Genomic DNA, 18,712 nt, shown 5'->3' with positions numbered 1-18,712 from the left:
TAGTGAGGTCTGTTTAGGTGTCTCCATTGGCCCGCACCGCTCAGGTGCCTGCCGCGACCGATCCGTCGCTTATCCGTAACTTCTGCATCATCGCCCATATCGACCATGGCAAGTCGACCTTGGCCGACCGCATGCTGCAGTTGACCGGCGTTGTCTCGGCCCGCGACATGAAGGCCCAATATCTGGATCGCATGGATATTGAGCGCGAACGCGGCATCACCATCAAGTCCCAGGCAGTTCGCATGCCATGGGAGTCCGAAGATGGGACCGCCTACGCGCTGAACATGATCGACACCCCGGGTCACGTTGACTTCACCTATGAGGTGTCGCGTTCCCTGGCCGCCTGCGAAGGCGCCATCCTGCTAGTCGACGCCGCCCAGGGAATCGAGGCCCAGACCCTCGCGAACCTGTACCTCGCTATTGAGGGCGACTTGACCATCATCCCGGTGCTGAACAAGATCGACCTTCCCAACGCGCAGCCTGAAAAATACGCCGCCGAACTGGCCAACCTGATTGGCTGCGAGCCAGATGAGGTGCTCAAGGTATCGGGCAAGACCGGCGAAGGCGTCGAGGCGCTGCTCGATGAGGTCATCAAGCAGCTTCCACCGCCTGTCGGCGATGCCAAAGCGCCAGCGCGCGCCATGATCTTCGACTCGGTGTACGACACCTACCGAGGTGTGGTGACCTATGTGCGTGTTGTCGATGGCAAGCTGTCTCCTCGCGAGAAGATCCAGATGATGTCCACCGGCACCACCCACGAACTGCTGGAAATCGGCGTATCCTCGCCAAACCCGGAGCCCACCAAGGGCCTGGGCGTTGGCGAAGTGGGCTACCTGATCACCGGTGTCAAGGACGTTCGCCAGTCCAAGGTGGGCGATACCGTCACCAACTACCTGAAGCCTGCCAGCGAGTCATTGGGCGGCTACGAAGAAGCCAAGCCAATGGTGTTCTCGGGCCTGTACCCGATGGACGGCACCGATTACCCGGTACTGCGTGATGCGCTGGACAAGCTGCAGCTCAACGACGCCGCCCTGACCTACGAGCCGGAAACGTCTGTCGCCCTGGGCTTCGGCTTCCGCGTGGGCTTCCTGGGCCTATTGCACCTGGAAATCACCCGGCAGCGCCTGGAGTCCGAGTTCAATCTGGATTTGATTTCCACCGCGCCGAACGTGGTGTACGAGGTCATGGGCGAAGACAAGCAGATGATCACCGTGACCAACCCTTCGGAGTTCCCGGACGGAAAGATCCTGGAAGTGCACGAGCCGATGGTGGCCGCCACCATTCTTGCTCCGAGCGAATTCATTGGCGCGGTCATGGAATTGTGCCAGGCCCGGCGCGGCACCATGCGCGGCATGGACTACCTCTCCGAGGACCGCGTGGAGATGCGCTACCACCTGCCGTTGGCTGAAATCGTGTTCGACTTCTTCGACCAGCTCAAGTCCAAGACCCGCGGCTACGCCTCGCTGGACTGGAAGGCCGATGGCGAGCAGGTTGCCGATCTGGTCAAGGTCGATATCTTGTTGCAGGGCGACCAGGTGGATGCGTTTTCCGCGATCACCCACCGGGACAAGGCGTACTCGTACGGCACCATGATGACCTCGAAGCTGCGCGAATTGATTCCCCGCCAGCAGTTCGAGGTGCCGATCCAGGCTGCCATCGGTTCGCGCATCATCGCCCGCGAGAACATCCGCGCGATCCGCAAGGACGTGCTGGCCAAGTGCTACGGCGGCGATATCAGCCGCAAGCGCAAGCTGCTGGAGAAGCAGAAGGAAGGCAAGAAGCGCATGAAGATGGTTGGCCGCGTGGAAGTTCCGCAGGAAGCCTTCATCGCAGCCCTGTCCACCGACGAGCCGAAAAAGAAGTAAATGCCATCAGTACTGCCTGACGGCGATCCGGCTCCGGCCGATGGTCTGCTCCCGGCCTCATGCGCGCATGAGGCCCAGGGGCGGACCATGTCCTTTTATGTCCATATTCCGTTCTGCACGGTGCGCTGCGGCTACTGCGATTTCAATACGTACACCGCCACCGAGCTGGGTTCGGGCTCGAGCCAGGCGACCTATGCTGCCACGGTGAGCAAGGAAATCAGCTTTGCCCGCGAGGTGATGGAGCGCTCGGGCCAGCCGCACCGGGAAATTGAAACCGTCTTCTTTGGCGGCGGCACTCCGACGCTATTGCCCGCCGGCGACTTGGTATCGGTGCTCGGTCAAATTCGCCGGGACTTCGGCCTGAAGCCGGGTGCGGAAATCACCACCGAGGCCAACCCCGATTCGGTGACCCGCGAAAGCTTGCAGGAACTGGCCGACGGCGGATTCACCCGTGTTTCCTTCGGAATGCAGTCTGCTGTGCCCCATGTGCTCAAGGTCCTGGAACGAACCCATGACCCCAAGCGGGTGCCCCAGGCTGTGGCATGGGCTCGCGAAGCCGGCCTTGATGTCAGCGTCGATCTGATCTACGGCACTCCGGGGGAGAGCCTGGAAGATTGGCGCATGAGCATCGAAGCGGCGCTGAGCTACGAGCCGGACCATATCTCCGCCTATGCGCTGATCATCGAAGAGGGAACCAAGCTTGCTGCGCAAATCCGCCGTGGCGAGGTTCCCAATATCGACGATGATGACCATGCCGAGAAATACCAGATGGCTGATGAGATGTTCGCTGCCGCCGGTTTCTCCTGGTACGAAGTGAGCAATTGGGCCAAGACTCCAGCCAATGCCTGCCAGCACAATATTGCGTATTGGAAGGGCGGCGATTGGTGGGGCGCAGGACCTGGCGCGCATTCGCACGTCGGCGGCCTGCGCTGGTGGAATGTGAAGCATCCAGCTGCGTATCAGCAGCGCATTGATGCCGGGATCTCTCCCGGCCACGGCCGAGAGTACCCCGATGCCCAGGCTGTCCAGCTGGAGCGAACGATGCTGTTGACCCGCCTGAGTTCCGGCATGCAAATCAGTGAGCTCGATGCCACCGGGCGCACCAAGGTCGCGGGGCTGATTGCTGATGAACTGATTGATGCCAAGGCGGCTTTTGCCGGCACCTTGGTGTTAACGCAACGAGGCCGGCTGCTAGCCGACCTCGTGGTGCGAGAATTGCTCGATTTCTAGACCTGGGTAGATCTGCTACTTCATCAGGCGAAGATTGAACTTGTAGCGGTAGGGGCGTCCCTTGTTGGCCTGAATGGCGGCAAGGGCGCCTGAAACCGTCATGTAAACCCACAGGGCCACGGCAAGCACTGAGAAGAGCCAGCCGATGCCGGGCAGGATCGTGCAGACGTTCAGCGCGATCGCCAGGATGGTGAGCGGGAAAGTGAAGTTGAAGGCTTCCTTGGATTCCTGGGCGGTGAATGCGCCCCGGTCGCGGAAAACCGCAAAAATAATGGCAGACGGAATGCAGCCGAGAATGGCGCCGAAGTGGGCCATGGTCGACCATTGCCGGTCCTCGGTTGGAGTCAGCGGCAACGCAGCGGTTCGCGATCCTTCGAAGCGCGAATTCTCCGATGACTGCGTCTGGCGTGAAGTCACTATTTTCCCTTGTCTTGCTGTGGCTGGTTTCTTCTCCATCATAGCTGGCTCGGTTCACGCAGAGGCTTGATTACCGGGCTAAAGTCCAGCTATTGGTCAATTGTTAGGAAACCGTAATCTTCGGTGGTCAGAAAATCGATCAATTCTTCTATTCTTCCCAAAAGCTGTGGTTCCAGCTGCCCATAGTGCGAGACCGTGGACAGGATCCGCTGCCAGCCGATACCGATATCCTCGGCAGATTCGTGCGGCCAGCCGAAGGCGCGGAGCACACCGGTTTTCCAGTCGGTGCCCTTGGGGATGACAGGCCAGGCCTTGATTCCGAGCGTCGCGGGCTTGATCGCTTGCCAGACGTCGATATACGGGTGCCCGAGGATCAGGACGTTCTGTGCCGCGCCGGGGACCTTCATGGCCTCGGCGGCAATATGGGCCTCTTTGGTGCCGGCCACGAGGTGGTCAACGAGGATGCCAAGGCGGCGTTCGGGAGAAGGTGCGAAATCGCGGATGGCTCCGGCCAGGTCGTCAACACCGTGCAGCGGTTCAACAACGATCCCCTCAACACGCAGGTCATGGCCCCAAACCTTTTCCACGAGTTCTGCATCGTGCTTGCCTTCCACCCAGATGCGGCTGGCGCGTGCCTGGCGGGCCTTCAATCCGGTGACCGCCCGGGAGCCGGAAGCGGAGACCATGGTCTTGGGCTGCGCGGCCTTGGCTACCGGATCAACCATCTCGACGGGTTCGCCTTCGAGATAGAATCCGAAACCGGCCTGGAACGAGCGCGTCTTGCCATGGCGGTCCTCCAGCACGATGATGCGCATGCCGCCGGACTTCTCGGTACGCGTGACTTCGCCAACCCAGCCTGAGGTGGCATCTTCCAGAACCATGCCGCGTTCGATGGGTACCTGGCGGAGTTTTTTCTGTGCCGGGGCACTGAGATCTTGCGGTCCCCAGGAGTAATTAGCCACGTACTGCCTTTCGCTGTGATCGAATACGCTCGAAATCCAATGCTAGCAACCGTTGAACGTATTAGACTTGGCACTTGACAGGTTAGAGTGCCAAACCCTTCTGATAGGGATGCCAAGGAGGTGGCGTTGTGAGTGAGCTTCGGCGTTTGGATGTTTTGCGCGCCATCGTGGAAGACTACGTCCAGTCGCGTGAACCGGTTGGTTCCAAGGCGCTGCTCGATCGGCACAATCTTGGCGTCAGTGCGGCCACGATCCGAAATGACATGGCCCTGCTGGAAGAAGAGGGCCTGATTGCTGCCCCTCACACCTCATCGGGCCGTATTCCGACCGAAAAGGGCTATCGCCGTTTTGTCGATGAGATTGGCGAGCTCAAGCCGCTGTCCAGGGCAGAACGCGATGCCATCAACAAGATCCTGGATGACTCCACCGACCTGGATGAGATGCTCAAGAGCACTGTTCGGCTCTTGGCCAGGCTGACCAATCAGGTGGCGATGATCCAGGTGCCGCACTACGACACCGCGTCGCTGAAGAACCTCGAACTGCTCAGCTTGGGCAGCTCCCAGGTGCTGATGGTCATGATTGCCTCCAACGGCACCGTGGACCAGCGCATGATGGCCGTTGCGCGCTTGTACTCGGATGCCGAATTGGCCGACCTGAAGCTGTGGCTGCTCAATAGTTTCGAGGGAGTCCAGCTCGCCGATCTGAGCGGCAAGCTGACCCGCGCCGGGCTGAACCCGCAACAGCAATCCGAGCCATTGGTGGACAGCGTATTGCACGCCTTGGAAGAAATGGCCCAGGCAGCCAATACCCAGCGCATCATCATGTCTGGAACAGCCAACTTGGCCCGCGTGGAAGGCGACTTCCCGCTGACCATCACCCCGGTGCTCGAAGCCCTCGAAGAACAGGTCGTGCTGCTCAAGCTCTTCTCCGAGCTGGAGGCCGACTCGCGCGGCGTGGCGGTGGCCATCGGCACCGAGCATCACTACGGGCAGCTCTCGGAGGCCGCGGTGATTGCCACGACCTACGGAGCCGACGTGCGCAACAAGCTGGGCGTGCTCGGCCCAACCCGCATGAACTATCCAACATCGATGGCCTCGGTGCGGGCAGTAGCCCGCTACCTGTCAAAGATTTTGGCGCACTAGCTACGCTGGCGATACGCTTAGCATTTTGTTGAACTTTGCATTTTTAGGAAAGGACACGGCGAATAACGTGAGCTCGCATTACGAGACCCTGGGCGTTGCCAAGGACGCGACCCCTCAGGAAATCAAGAGTGCCTACCGAAAGCTGGCACGCAAACTGCACCCGGATGTGAATCCAAGCGAGGACGCCGCAGAGCAGTTTAAGCTTGTGACCCGCGCTTACGAGGTTCTTTCCGACCAGACCAAGCGCTCGAACTACGATGCAACTGGCGATGAGAACGGCAACGGCCACCCGGGCTTTGGCGGCGGCGGCGGCCAAGGCTTCGGCGGGTTCGGCGACATCTTCGAGCAGTTCTTCGGCGGCGGCCAGGCCCAGGGCCCGGCATCTCGTACCCAGCCGGGCCGCGACGCGCTGATCACCATCACGATCGACTTGGAAGACGCGGTCAAGGGCACCGTCTACCCGCTGGAGATGGAAACGGCAGTCACCTGCAAGACCTGCAACGGCACGTGCACCCGCGAGGGCACCAGCCCGGTCACCTGCGATATCTGCCACGGTGCCGGACAGGTGCAGCGGCCGGTCCGCTCCTTCCTCGGCCAGATGATGACGGTGGAGACCTGTGCGGCCTGCCGCGGCTTCGGCACGACCATTCCGGACCCATGCTTGGAGTGCAACGGCGAAGGACGCGTGCGCGAGCATGTCTCGAAGTCGCTGAATGTTCCAGCAGGTGTCGATTCGGGCACCCGCATCCAGCTGCGCGGCCAGGGCGAAGCAGGCCCCGGCGGTGGACCGAATGGCAACCTGTTTGTCGAGGTCGACGTGCGCCGCCACAAGGTCTTCGAACGCGCGCAGACCGACCTGCACGCCAAGATGAGCCTGCCGATGACCGCAGCCGCACTGGGTTGCGAGCTCAAGCTGGAAACCTTCGACGGCGAACAGCCGATCAACGTGGAGGCCGGTGCGCAAGACGGAGACACCGTCACCTTGCCAGGATTGGGCGTGCCACGCCTTCGTGGTGGCAAGCGCGGCGACATCATCGTGCATCTTCAGGTGGAGACCCCGACCAAGCTGGACGCTGCACAGCGCGATCTGCTCGAGCAGCTGGCCAAGCTGCGAGGCGAGGAAATGACCGCTGGACGCGTTGAGCATTCAGGCGGCATGTTCTCGCGGCTGCGCGACAAGCTGAACCAGCGCTGAGCATGAGCAACCACAGCTTCGTCATCGACCCCGAACTGGCACGAAACTCAGTGCCGGGGGATACCTTGGAGCTCTCCGGCCCAGAGGCCCATCACGCGGTGACGGTCAAACGAGTCGCAGCAGGCGAGCACCTGGACTTGCTCGACGGCCAGGGACTTCGCCTTACAGTCGAAGTACTGGGCACCGGCAAGGACCTGCTGCGCGCCAGGGTGCTCGAATGCACCCAGGAAACCGGCAGCGACCATCCGGTCACCCTGGTGCAGGCGCTGTCCAAGGGCGAACGTGATTTGCAAGCCGTCGAGTCAGCGGTGGAGCTTGGAGTGCTTGCGGTGCGCCCGTGGCAAGCTGACCGGTCGATCGTGCGCTGGAATGCGGCCAAGACGGATAAGGCCCTGGCCAAATGGCGGGCCCAGGTCCGCTCAGCCCAGAAGCAATCGCGTCGCGCTTTCGAACCCGAGGTTTTGGCACCGGCCCATTCCAAGGAACTAGCGAAGGCTGTTGCTGAGGATGTCCAGGCTGGGGCACTGGTTCTGGTGCTGCACGAGAAGGCCAGGGAGCCGGTGGCGGCGCATGTCGCCGGCTGGCTTGCCGGGGCGGAACAGGGGCAGAAGGTTGTGATGATCGTCGGCCCCGAAGGGGGAATCTCCGATTCGGAACTGGAGTCATTCACCGATGCTGGAGCGCATGCCGCCTTGTTGGGCCAGCACGTATTGCGGGCTTCCACCGCAGGACCGGCAGCGCTGGTACTGATCCGGCATTTGCTTGGAGAAATCTGACTAATATGGCTATCCGCGGGCACCTTGTGAAAGGTGCCCGCGGATTTTTGGTTTCCAGGGAAAAATAAAGCGGTTCAAGCGCCGGTTATTTAACCGTGAAGACTGAAGTCACTTCGCCGACTTTTGCATCCGATTCGGTTTCCATGCCCCAGAAAGTGAGCCTGTAGGAACCGGGGGAGAGCCGCTCGCTGATGCTGAACGCGCCATTTTTTTCAATTTTTCCAGGTATCACCTGCTTCTGCGCGGTGATCACCGTGAGCTTGCCGTCAGCGTCTTTTTTCTGCAGGGAGTAGAAGGTTCCAATATCAAATTTGGTCGTTCGTCCATTGATCCGCACTTTGCCATCTGCCAGTACCGTTCCGTACTGCGGATCCACGATCCAGATCGGCGCCATGAACTTGGGGTTGCGCTCATAAACGTCTTTTAGCCGATACCCGTCAAAAACGTCAGCATTCGGCTGGCCATCAACAAGGATCTTCACCGTCGGGGCAGTTTCGCCCACCAGAAGGCCGGAACTAGAGGCTGCAGCCGTTGCCGTGAAGACCAGCTGCTGGATCGAGCGTTCCGAGAGGCCTTCATCGAGATGTGCGCTGAAGACCTTGGCGGGCAAGTCCAAGGTGATCACGTTGGTGCTGCTCATCGAGACGCCGATCTCGTCAGATGCGCCCAGATGCGTGTAGCGATGCGGTCCGGCAGGCTCGGCAGACAGCAAGGTCCAGATGGCGTCGCCGACCGGTTCATTGTGGCGGTTATCCGGCAGATACTCGCGATACAGGAACACTCCGGTATCCGTATTTTCCAGCCAGTAGATCGGCAGCTTGGTTGCCATGCCGATCTTTTCGCCAGCGTCGGTGGCACTAGGCAGGTTCAAGGACTCGGCGTTTGCGCTTGTTGGCATCTCAAAGGAGCTCTCGCGATTGCTCAAGCCGCAACCAGCGGCGATCACGAGGGCGGCAGCAATTCCGACAACGCCAATTCGGCGCGGAATTTTCTGCAAGAACCTTGACTGCACTACATACCAATCCGTGAAACTTTTTCGGTTTTGGGCTCGCAAAACATTTTGGAGCCGCTGTCATAGCTTGCCATACGAGTTGCCGCAATCTGCCCGAAATCGGCCCCGCTTACTAATCCGTAACCAAATCTATATCTTCGCGACCTGCTGGGAATAGATTCATTTAAGACTACTTTCAGGTTCTGCCCTTACGCTCAGGCCTGAATTTCCACCGGAAAACCCGATGACTGGATAGAATGGGACCAAGGACAAAGCAACACCACCATCAAGCTCACCAAAGGGGCACCAAGCACTGCATGCAGGTTGAACAGAATAAGACGCAAGCGGACTCTGAGTCCGCATCGCTCACCATTAGTTTTGATACAGCTGAACTCATGATTGCTACCTTGGGCCCGAATGATGAGCTCTTGCGAATCCTCTCCGGGGCCTACCCGCAGGTGAGTTTCCGGCCTAATGGCCAAGCCCTGGTGCTGGCAGGAAACCCGCAACAGGTCCGCAAGGCGCAGCGGGTGGCCGAAGAAGCACGATCGCTGGCGATGCGCGGTTCACGCATGAGCGCGGAGACCATCGAGCAGATCATCAAGATGCTCAGCGCCGGGAACCCCGACGCGCCCACCGATGTTCTGGGCCTGAAGATCCTCTCTGGCCGCGGCCGCTCCATTCGCCCCAAGACGGTTAACCAGAAAAGCTACGTCGATGCCATCGAAGAGTCGACCATTACCTTCGGCATCGGGCCTGCAGGCACCGGCAAGACCTTCCTGGCCATGGCCATGGCTGTCGCCGCCTTGCAGGACAAGCAGGTCAACCGGATCATCCTGACTCGACCTGCAGTTGAAGCGGGGGAGAAGCTGGGCTTCTTGCCCGGCTCGCTGACCGAAAAAATCGACCCGTACCTGCGTCCGCTCTACGATGCGCTGCACGACATGGTTAATCCTGAGACCATTCCGCAGCTGCTGGAAGCGGGAACCATCGAGGTGGCGCCCCTGGCATATATGCGCGGGCGCACCCTGAATGATGCCTTCGTCATTCTCGACGAAGCGCAGAACACCACCAGCGAGCAGATGAAGATGTTCCTGACCCGTTTGGGCTTCGGCTCGAAGATGGTCGTGACCGGCGATATCACCCAGGTCGATCTTCCCAATAACGCAACTTCCGGGCTGCGCATGGCCAGCGACGTGCTCGAAGGGATCGATGACATCGCCGTCTGCCGGCTCGACGCATCAGATGTGGTCCGCCATCGCCTGATCGCTGACATCGTGTCCGCCTATGACCGCTGGGACGATACACGACGCAAAGAACACAACCGGGGACGGCGCAGCAAATGAGCATTGAAGTAAATAACGAAACCGAATACGACGTCGACCTCCAGGACGTCAGCGCACTGGCCGACTCGGTGCTCAAGGCCATGTACCTGCACCCCGAAACCGAGGTGTCGGTGGTATTCATCGACGAAGAGGCCATGAGCGCACTGCACGTCGAGTGGATGGACCTTGAGGGTCCCACCGACGTCATGAGCTTCCCCATGGATGAGCTGCGCCCGGGATCCGCCAGCGCACCGGGGGAGAACGGCATTCTTGGCGATATCGTGATTTGCCCTACGGTAGCCGAAGCCCAAGCCAAGGCCGGCGGCCACAGCACCCATGATGAAATCCTGTTGCTGACAACGCATGGCCTGTTGCACCTCATGGGCTTCGACCATATGGAACCCGACGAAAAAACGGAGATGTTCACTTTGCAACGCCGCCTGCTGGAGGCCTACACCGGGCGCCCGGCGCCGAAGGAAACGGTGGAATAGCCCCGTGGAAATACTTTTGCTGATTCTCGCACTGGTCTTCATGGCGTTTTCCGCCGTGCTGACAGCCGCAGACTCAGCGTTCTACGCACTGTCCCGCCACGCCGCAGAACGCTTGCGCGCCGAATCCAATTCGAAGTCGCTCTCCGCGATTCTCAACGAAACCGAAACCCACGCCCAGGCCATCAAGTTCTGGCGCATCTGGTTCGAAACAGCTTCCGCGGTGGCCGTCGCACTGCTGGTCGCCCAATGGATTGAAAATGTCTGGCTGATCGGGCTCATTTCGACTATTGCCATGGCTGGCTTGGGCTTTGTGCTGGTGAGCGTATCGCCTCGGCGTTTCGGCCGCTCCAACGCGGAAAGCGTGGTGCAGAATACCGCACCGATGGTCCGGCTGCTGCGCATTGTGCTCGGCCCGGTCACCAACTGGCTGGCGTCCATTGCCAAGGCATTGAGCCCCGGCGGAGTGGACGAAGTCGGGTACCTGGGCAAGGAACGCCTGCGGGACCTGGTAGACCGCGCCTCTGAAGGCGAAGATCTTGATGAGGAATCAGCCGAACTGATTTCCTCGGTCATCGATCTGGAGGAAACCAGTGTCCGCTCCGTGATGGTGCCGCGCACCGATATGGTGGTGCTCACCGCTGAACAGAGCATGCACAGCGCCATCGACCTGTTCATCGCTTCTGGCTATTCGCGCATCCCGCTGATCGGCGAGGACACGGACGATATCCAGGGCATCATCTACCTCAAGGACCTCATTCGCGAGATCCATGGGCTGCAGCAGGCCGAGACCTTGGCAGATCTGGCACGCAAGGTCCGCTTCGTCCCGGAATCCAAGTCAGCTGCTGAGCTCCTGCAGGAACTGCAGAAGGAATCGATCCACCTGGCCGTTGTCATTGACGAGTACGGTGGAACCGCCGGGCTGGTCACCCTCGAGGACCTGCTGGAGGAAATCGTCGGAGAGATCGATGACGAGTATGATCGGTCAAGGACCGAGCTGATCGAAAACCCTGATGGTTCCCTGTTTGCGGTAGCCACTGCGGCCATCGACGACATCGCCGACCATTTTGACATGCATATTGAAGAGGAAGACGTCGACACCGTTGGCGGTTTGCTCTCCAAGACCTTGGAATCGGTGCCGGTGCTCGGGTCCACTGCCGATGTCAACGGCCTGAGGCTGACCGTGGTCTCCCTGGCCGGCCGACGCAACCGGATCGGCAAAATCCATGTAGAGCGCCTGGAAACGGACGCATCCGACCATATTGAGAACGACGAGGATTCCTCACATGAGCGAAAACCATAACCTGCTAGCCGCCAGCGGATGGCCGGAGAATTTCCGATCGGGATTCACCTCCTTCGTAGGACGGCCGAACGCCGGCAAGTCAACGCTGACCAATGCGCTGGTGGGCCAGAAGGTGGCCATCACCTCGGCCAAGCCGCAAACCACCCGCCACACCATTCGCGGTATTGTGCACCGCGAAGATGCGCAGCTGATCCTGGTCGACACCCCGGGCCTGCACCGCCCGCGCACCCTGCTGGGACAGCGGCTCAATGACCTGGTGGCAGACACCCTCTCGGAAGTCGACGCCATCGGCTTCTGCATTCCGGCCAACGAAAAGATCGGCCCCGGCGACCGGTTCATCGCCACCCAGCTGGCCCAATTGCAGCGCAAGCCGATCGTCGCCTTGGTCACCAAGGCTGATCTGGTGGACCGCGAACAGCTCGCCCAGCAATTGATCGCGGTCGCCGAAATGGGCACCCAGAATTTCGGGGAAAATGGCTTTGCCGCCATCATCCCGGTTTCTGCGGTGAAGGAATTCCAGGTCCAGGAGGTCGCCAACGTCCTGGTTGAGCAGCTGCCCAAGGGGCCGCCGCTATACCCAGACGGAGAGCTGACCGACGAGCCCGAGGCCAAGATGGTCGCCGAACTGATCCGCGAGGCCGCATTGGAAGGCGTGCGTGACGAGCTGCCGCACTCGCTGGCCGTGGTGGTCGAAGAGATGATTCCTCGCGAGGGCCGGCCAGAGAACAACCCAATGATCGATATCCACGTCTCGCTGTTCGTGGAGCGTTCAAGCCAGAAGGCCATCGTGATCGGCCGTGGCGGTTCGCGCCTGCGTGAAGTCGGTTCCAATGCGCGCCAGGGCATCGAGAAGCTGCTGGGCACCAAGGTGTACCTTGACCTGCACGTGAAGGTCGCCAAGGATTGGCAGCGCGATCCCAAGCAGCTCGGGCGCCTCGGCTTCTAAGCGGCAAGGCACCCGGTGCCACGAGGCATCGTCAACCGGCCGGAACCATTTGGGTTCCGGCCGGTTGTTGCTTAATCGGCCGCTATTTGGCCAGCCGCTTCACGATCTGCCGGGCAATGATCCGATCCATTCCTGGCAGCCTGGTGGAGCGCAGGATCAGCCGGCGCCACAGCAGGCCCAACTTGCGGCGAGGCAGGAAGCTGTTGGCCGCCCGGCGCCCCGAAGCCTGCGCGGTGGCAATTTTCGGCCGCATCACCCGTTCATACTCGTCCAGGGCCGCCGGCAGCTGCTCCGGGCTGGAGACCGGGCCCAGCGCATCGCCCAGCGCCGCGGCCGCGCACACCGCCATCGCGCCGCCCTGCCCGGCCAGCAGGGAAACCGCGGCGGCTGCGTCCCCGATGAGCACCACGGCGCGCTGATGCCAGCAGGGCACGAGCACCTGGGCGACGGCATCGTCGTACGGATCCGGCGGGCACAGTTCCAGCAGCCGGTCCACCTGGCCGCCGGCGCCGGCGAAAATCCGGCGCAAGCGTTCGCGGGTCCCGTCCAGCTTGGCCAGCGGATCTTGCCGGTAGACCAGGAACGAGGCGACCTCCGAGTCGCGCAACCCGTAGATCCCCGCGGTGCGATCCACCGTGTCGCTGAGCACGAAGCGGTTCTTGAACTGCCGGTTCAGCGCCGGCTCGTGCACGATGAAGGCCGCCGCGCGCATCCCCAGCGGGCTGAGGAAGTCCTCCTCGGGCCCGAAGAAGGCGGCCCGCACCGCCGAGTGGATGCCATCGGCGCCGATCAGCAGGTCAGCGGTTTCCACCGGCTGCCCGCCGCCGGGCCAGACCTGCACCTGCGCCCCATGGTGCTCCATCCGCTCGATGTGCACGCCGTAGCGCAGCTGTACCCGGCCTGCCTCCACCTCGTCCAGGGCCTTGAGTGCCGCGCTCTCCATATCGGGGCGCAGCAAGGAGAGCACATTGCCGCCAGCCAGATCCGCGAATTTGAGGTAGTCCAGGCTGGCGGTGACCCGTCCGCCCGGATCCATGTATTCGGCTGCTTCCACCTGGTAGGCCACCTCGGCCAGGTAGGGGTGCAGGCCGATGCGTTCGGAGGCTTCCACCCCCGGCCCGAAGAAGTCCATCATGTACCCATCGGGGCGAGGCGCCGCCGAACGCTCCAGCACCAGCGCCTGCCAGCCGGCCAGGCCCAGCTGCCGTGCGGCCACCAGTCCGGCGATTCCCGCGCCGACGATGATCGCTTTCATCTGCAAGCCTCCTTGTGCCGGTACCGTTTGATTCCCATTCTTCGCTGGCAGGCCTGGGCTGTCTAGGGCCGCCGGAACGCCGGCTGTCCACAATGTGACACAGCGCCGACATAAGTTTGAGCACAGCCGAATCCTCGGTGTTATGCTCAATTCGTGCATTTCGAGCTTCTACTACTACTCAGCCGCTGCGAGGATCCAAAGGACCGTTAGTGGTCTACAGGCCGACCCCTCGTCGCGGAGTAGCTCTTGTCTGGCCCCAGAAAACTAAGCACTATTTTTGTCTAGGGGACACACCGAAATGCAGAACATGCAAAAATCTTCGAACATGCCAATCCACAAGTATGTTCCATTCCAGGACCAGATCGAAGTCAACCTGCCCGATCGCACCTGGCCCGACAAATACATCACCAAGGCCCCGCGCTGGTGCGCCGTCGACCTGCGTGATGGCAACCAGGCGCTGATCGACCCGATGAGCCCGGAGCGCAAGCACAAGATGTTCGACCTGCTGGTGCAGATGGGCTACAAGGAAATCGAAGTTGGCTTCCCATCGGCCTCGCAGACCGATTTCGACTTCGTGCGCCAGCTCATTGAACAGGACCGCATCCCCGAAGATGTGACCATCCAGGTGCTCACCCAGTCCCGCGAACACCTGATCGAGCGCACCTACGAGGCGCTGGAAGGCGCCAAGCAGGCCATCGTCCACCTGTACAACTCCACCTCGATCCTGCAGCGCGAAGTCGTCTTCCGCCAGGACGAGGACGGCATCGTGGACATCGCCGTCCAGGGCGCCCGAATGTGCAAGAAGTACGAAGAGCAGCTGTCCGGCACCAAGATCACCTACGAGTACTCGCCGGAGTCCTACACCGGCACCGAGCTGGCCTTCGCCAAGCGCATTTCCGAGGCTGTGGCCGAAATCCTGGAAGCCACCCCGGAAAACAAGATGATCCTGAACCTGCCAGCCACCGTGGAAATGGCTACCCCGAACGTCTACGCGGACTCCATCGAGTGGATGCACCGCAACCTGGCCAACCGCGATTCGATCATCCTCTCGCTGCACCCGCATAACGACCGCGGCACCGGCGTGGCCGCAGCAGAACTGGGCTACCTGGCCGGCGCGGACCGCATCGAAGGCTGCCTGTTCGGCAACGGCGAGCGTACCGGCAACGTCGACCTGATCACCTTGGGCATGAACCTGTTTGGCCAGGGGATCGATCCTGAAATCGACTTCTCCGACATGGACCACATCCGCCGCACCGTCGAGTACTGCAACCAGCTGCCCGTGCCAGAACGCAGCCCCTACGGTGGCGACCTGGTCTTCACCGCCTTCTCCGGATCGCACCAGGATGCCATCAAGAAGGGCCTGGAGTCGATGGAAGCCAAGGCCGGCGCCGAGGGCAAGGACATCAACGAGCTGGTTTGGGCCGTTCCGTACCTGCCGATCGATCCGAAGGATATCGGCCGCTCCTACGAAGCCGTGATCCGCGTGAATTCGCAGTCCGGCAAGGGCGGTGTCGCGTACCTGCTGAAGAACGACTACAACTTGGATCTGCCGCGCCGTGCCCAGATCGAGTTCTCCGGCGTCATCCAGCGCAAGACCGACACCGAAGGCGGCGAGATCTCCTCGGAGCGCATCTGGAATGTCTTCCAGGATGAATACCTGCCGGTCGCCAAGGATTCAGGCATGGATTCATGGGGCTACTACGAGATCGCTTCGGCTACGGCAACCTCTGCCGAAGATGGCAGCTTCCAGCTGGATACCAAGTTGATCATCGACGGCGTGGCCCATGAACGCACTGCCCAGGGCAACGGCCCGTTGTCTGCGCTGGTGAAAATGCTCAACGACGACGGCGTGGACCTGCGCGTCCTGGACTACACCGAGCACGCCATGAGCGAAGGCGGCAACGCCAGTGCCGCGGCCTTCGTTGAATGCGCCGTTGGCGATCGCATCCTCTGGGGCATCGGCATGGACACCAACACTAACATTGCAGCGCTCAAGGCTGTTGTCTCGGCAGTGAACCGCGCGATCCGCGACGCCGCCTAAAGGGGCCAAGCCCTGTAGAACAAGTGCACGCTATGGCGAAGGCAATGGCCTTTGGCATGGCGTGCACTTTTTTCCGGCAGCATCCTCGCGACACCACCAATCCTCCAGATTGCGTACTTTGATTGCGGTAGTGGGAGAATATTCTCCGTGTCCCGATCAGGTTTTGCTTCCAGGAGTTACCACACGCGTGGTTTGGTCTTGCGCACCCACAAGCTGGGAGAAGCGGACCGGATCATCACCTTGCTCACGCCCAAGGGCATTGTCCGCGCGGTGGCCAAGGGAGTTCGCCGCACGTCATCGCGGCTAGGTGCAACCCTCGAGCCGTTCATGGAGGTCGAGGCCCTGCTGGTGATGGGGCGGAACCTGGACATCGTCTCCCAGGCGCAGCTTCGCAATTCCTACGGGCAATTGCTGGTGGCAGATTATCCGAGCTACACCGTTGCCAACGCCATGGCCGAGATTGCCGAAAAGCTGCTCGAGGCCGAAGGCGACTCCACCTTGCAGCAATATCGGCTGTTCCATGGAGCCATCGCCCTGCTCTCCAAGCAGCGCGTGGATTCCGGCGCTGTGCTGGATTCCTACATATTGCGCGCGCTATCGATGGCAGGGTGGGCCCCATCCTTTACCGATTGCGTCAAGTGCGGCAAGCCCGGCCCGCATCAGGCTGTGCATATCCAGCTGGGCGGAGTGGTCTGCGCCGAATGCCGTCCGCCAGGATCGTTGTCGCCCCATCCGATCACCATTGACTACCTGCAGGCGCTGCTCGAAGGCAACTGGGCCAGCGTGGCCGAGGCCGGCCCTCGGGCACGCAAGCAGGCAGCGGACATCGTGGCAAACTATTTGCAGTGGCACCTTGAGCGTGCAGTGAATTCCCTACGTCTCGTGGAGAGAAATTGAAAAAACTTCCGAAGATCACCGGCCGCCGAGGTCCCGTAGCGCCATACGCGCATCCAGCGAATCCTCGCATGCCTGCCATTCCCCGGGAGCTGGTCCCTGAGCACGTGGCCATCGTGATGGACGGCAATGGACGCTGGGCCAATCAGCGCGGCCTGCCACGCACCGAAGGCCACCGCGCGGGTGAAGCAGCCCTCCTTGACGTGATGGCCGGTGCAGTCGAAATGGGCATCAAGTACGTTTCGGTATATGCCTTCTCCACCGAAAACTGGAAGCGGAGCCCGGACGAGGTGCGCTTCCTGATGGGATTTTCCCGCGACGTTCTGCGCCGCCAGCGGGATACGCTGAATTCTTGGGGCGTGCGCATTCGCTGGTCCGGGCGCGAACCCAAGCTGTGGAAGTCCGTGATCAACGAATTGCGTGCCGCCGAAGAGCTCACCGAGGCCAACCAGGGGTGCCAGCTGACCATGTGCGTCAATTACGGTGGACGTGCGGAGATTGGCGATGCGGTGAGCGCTATTGCCAAAGATGTTGCCGCAGGGAAACTGCGCGCCAGCGCGGTGGGGGAGAAAACCATCGCCAAGTACCTGCATGCACCCGAACTGCCGGACGTCGACCTGTTCTTGCGCACCAGTGGCGAACAGCGAACCAGCAACTTCTTGCTCTGGCAGTCTGCGTACGCAGAAATGGTGTTCCTCGACCAGCTCTGGCCAGACGTCGACCGCCGCACCTTGTTCACCGCCGTTGAGGAGTACGCCAAGCGCGACCGGAGGTATGGCGGCGCCATCGACAAGCCACAGGCCTAAGGCCTATTTGCGAATCTTTCCGACCAATCGCAGCCACAAGGCCAGGTCCCGATAGGCAGTTGCCCTGGCTGGCTCGGCTGACGTGAAAACATCGTGCATGGCGCCAGGCACTTCGCACAGCGTGACGAAGCTTCCCAGCTTCCCTGCGCGAAGTCGGGTTTGCTGAACGTCAAGCACCGAATCGCAATGCTGCATATCCGGCGAGTAGCTGGTTCCGATGTGGGTTTTGTCAGAAGTCATGACCAGGATCGGCAAGCGAAGATCCATGCCCTTGGCCACGTGGGCGTGCCCATCAAAGATGGCCTTGAGCCATCCAGCTGTATTGGGGAATGCCAGGCGCGGCCGCCACAGCCGGTGAACGTCCCATTCACCGTGCGCTTGAGCGCTCAGGGATTGCCAATAGTGGTCGAATTCCGGACCTATCAGCTTGCGACGGGGATTTGTTCTTGTGATCGCTTCCATGAGCCCGTGCATGGGAATGCGCAAGAACGCTGTTCCCTGGAACTCCAGCCACGGTGAATTCAGTACCAGCGCCGCGATTCCGGGACTCTTGCGGGCAATCCACAGGCTCAGGATCAGCCCACCGGTCGAATGGCCTTGGGCGACAATGGGCAGGGCCGGATGCTCGGATTGGATCACGGACAGCGCCGCATCGAGATCCTCGTCAAAAACCGCCAGATCGTCGACGTAGCCTGGCAGCTGGTGTTCTGATCTCAGGCTCCTGCCGTGCCGGCGCAGATCAACGGCGTAGAAGTGATAGCCCTGGGAATGCCAGAAGAACGCTAATTCCTGGTTGTAAAAATAGTCGCTCCACCCGTGCACGCTGAGCACGATGCCCCGTGCGTTGCGCCCAAGCTTGTTTCGGATTCCGCCGGGACGGTAGCGAACCAGGGTTGCTACCGCAGGCCCTTCATCATCAACGCCGAAGTCCAAGCTTTGGCATTCGAACGACTCGCCCAAAAGATCTTGGGACCACTCGCCGGCCCGCGTTGAGGCCAGGTAATCAGGCCACGCGTCGCTTTCGCGGATGATGTGCTCCTTCATATCTTGAATACTACTCATCTCAAGTTGTCTGT

At 61.0% G+C, this 18,712-nt stretch carries 17 protein-coding genes; 12 read left to right on the top strand and 5 right to left on the bottom strand.

Annotated elements, in window-relative coordinates; translation table 11 throughout:
- Positions 1–17: 17 nt before the first annotated feature.
- Together lepA and hemW are read left to right on the top strand one after the other, a co-directional pair.
- Positions 18–1,865 carry a translation elongation factor 4 gene (lepA, locus tag H6F58_RS07875; protein WP_060701637.1) on the top strand — a complete coding sequence of 616 codons (1,848 nt, stop codon included), beginning with the start codon at positions 18–20 and terminating at the stop codon, positions 1,863–1,865.
- Entirely contained in the window at positions 1,866–3,095 is a 1,230-nt protein-coding gene (gene hemW, locus H6F58_RS07870) for a radical SAM family heme chaperone HemW (protein WP_195181524.1), read from the top strand.
- 15 nt (positions 3,096–3,110) lie between these two features.
- On the opposite strand, the gene H6F58_RS07865 is transcribed toward hemW, so the two are convergent.
- Both H6F58_RS07865 and H6F58_RS07860 read right to left on the bottom strand, forming a co-directional pair.
- Complete coding sequence (locus tag H6F58_RS07865; protein ID WP_084793192.1) at positions 3,111–3,512, bottom strand: DUF4870 domain-containing protein; 402 nt, start codon at positions 3,510–3,512, stop codon at positions 3,111–3,113.
- 89 nt (positions 3,513–3,601) lie between these two features.
- Positions 3,602–4,474: a DUF3097 domain-containing protein gene (locus tag H6F58_RS07860; RefSeq protein ID WP_195181523.1), complete on the bottom strand. Its 873-nt coding sequence runs from the start codon at positions 4,472–4,474 to the stop codon at positions 3,602–3,604.
- A gap of 128 nt (positions 4,475–4,602) precedes the next feature.
- On the opposite strand from H6F58_RS07860, the gene hrcA reads away from it, so the two are divergent.
- The 3 genes from hrcA to H6F58_RS07845 all read left to right on the top strand — a co-directional run bounded on the left by hrcA (position 4,603) and on the right by H6F58_RS07845 (position 7,587).
- The gene (gene hrcA, locus H6F58_RS07855; RefSeq protein WP_060701634.1) at positions 4,603–5,616 is read left to right on the top strand and encodes a heat-inducible transcriptional repressor HrcA; all 1,014 of its coding nucleotides are present in this window, start codon (positions 4,603–4,605) and stop codon (positions 5,614–5,616) included.
- A 67-nt stretch (positions 5,617–5,683) separates the two neighbouring features.
- The gene (gene dnaJ / locus H6F58_RS07850) at positions 5,684–6,811 is read left to right on the top strand and encodes a molecular chaperone DnaJ (RefSeq protein ID WP_146275152.1); all 1,128 of its coding nucleotides are present in this window, start codon (positions 5,684–5,686) and stop codon (positions 6,809–6,811) included.
- Between the two features lie 2 nt (positions 6,812–6,813).
- Positions 6,814–7,587 (top strand): 16S rRNA (uracil(1498)-N(3))-methyltransferase, encoded by a 774-nt coding sequence (locus H6F58_RS07845; RefSeq protein WP_146275151.1) that lies wholly within the window; start codon positions 6,814–6,816, stop codon positions 7,585–7,587.
- A gap of 85 nt (positions 7,588–7,672) precedes the next feature.
- On the opposite strand, the gene H6F58_RS07840 is transcribed toward H6F58_RS07845, so the two are convergent.
- Positions 7,673–8,584: a GerMN domain-containing protein gene (locus tag H6F58_RS07840; protein ID WP_146275150.1), complete on the bottom strand. Its 912-nt coding sequence runs from the start codon at positions 8,582–8,584 to the stop codon at positions 7,673–7,675.
- A 311-nt stretch (positions 8,585–8,895) separates the two neighbouring features.
- On the opposite strand from H6F58_RS07840, the gene H6F58_RS07835 reads away from it, so the two are divergent.
- The 4 genes from H6F58_RS07835 to era are packed head-to-tail and all read left to right on the top strand — an operon-like array spanning position 8,896 to position 12,640.
- Positions 8,896–9,924 carry a PhoH family protein gene (locus H6F58_RS07835; protein WP_060701630.1) on the top strand — a complete coding sequence of 343 codons (1,029 nt, stop codon included), beginning with the start codon at positions 8,896–8,898 and terminating at the stop codon, positions 9,922–9,924.
- On the top strand, positions 9,921–10,394 hold the full coding sequence (gene ybeY / locus H6F58_RS07830; RefSeq protein ID WP_060701629.1) for an rRNA maturation RNase YbeY: 474 nt from the start codon (positions 9,921–9,923) through the stop codon (positions 10,392–10,394). Before H6F58_RS07835 ends, ybeY begins: the two co-directional genes overlap by 4 nt.
- Before the next feature lie 4 nt (positions 10,395–10,398).
- Positions 10,399–11,694 (top strand): hemolysin family protein, encoded by a 1,296-nt coding sequence (locus tag H6F58_RS07825; RefSeq protein WP_195181522.1) that lies wholly within the window; start codon positions 10,399–10,401, stop codon positions 11,692–11,694.
- Entirely contained in the window at positions 11,678–12,640 is a 963-nt protein-coding gene (gene era / locus H6F58_RS07820; RefSeq protein WP_060701628.1) for a GTPase Era, read from the top strand. Before H6F58_RS07825 ends, era begins: the two co-directional genes overlap by 17 nt.
- Before the next feature lie 82 nt (positions 12,641–12,722).
- On the opposite strand, the gene H6F58_RS07815 is transcribed toward era, so the two are convergent.
- On the bottom strand, positions 12,723–13,895 hold the full coding sequence (locus H6F58_RS07815) for an FAD-dependent monooxygenase (protein ID WP_146275149.1): 1,173 nt from the start codon (positions 13,893–13,895) through the stop codon (positions 12,723–12,725).
- Positions 13,896–14,193: 298 nt separating this feature from the next.
- Between H6F58_RS07815 and leuA the strand changes: the two genes are divergently transcribed.
- The 3 genes from leuA to H6F58_RS07800 all read left to right on the top strand — a co-directional run bounded on the left by leuA (position 14,194) and on the right by H6F58_RS07800 (position 17,636).
- Complete coding sequence (gene leuA, locus H6F58_RS07810) at positions 14,194–15,936, top strand: 2-isopropylmalate synthase (protein WP_146275148.1); 1,743 nt, start codon at positions 14,194–14,196, stop codon at positions 15,934–15,936.
- 147 nt (positions 15,937–16,083) lie between these two features.
- Positions 16,084–16,833, top strand: coding sequence for a DNA repair protein RecO (gene recO / locus H6F58_RS07805; protein ID WP_060701626.1), 750 nt, complete (start codon positions 16,084–16,086; stop codon positions 16,831–16,833).
- A gap of 68 nt (positions 16,834–16,901) precedes the next feature.
- A complete protein-coding gene (locus H6F58_RS07800; RefSeq protein ID WP_244652410.1) occupies positions 16,902–17,636 on the top strand; it encodes an isoprenyl transferase in 735 nt (244 codons plus the stop codon).
- 3 nt (positions 17,637–17,639) lie between these two features.
- Here the strand turns inward: H6F58_RS07800 and H6F58_RS07795 are convergent, their stop codons facing one another.
- On the bottom strand, positions 17,640–18,698 hold the full coding sequence (locus tag H6F58_RS07795) for an alpha/beta hydrolase (protein WP_146275147.1): 1,059 nt from the start codon (positions 18,696–18,698) through the stop codon (positions 17,640–17,642).
- Positions 18,699–18,712: the final 14 nt, after the last annotated feature.

Origin of the sequence: Glutamicibacter sp. FBE19 (assembly GCF_015524875.1) — a bacterium.
Classification (GTDB): Bacteria; Actinomycetota; Actinomycetes; order Actinomycetales; family Micrococcaceae; genus Glutamicibacter; species Glutamicibacter halophytocola.
Note: the sequence above shows the minus strand (reverse complement) of the source record. Positions and strands in the feature narration are given on the sequence as shown.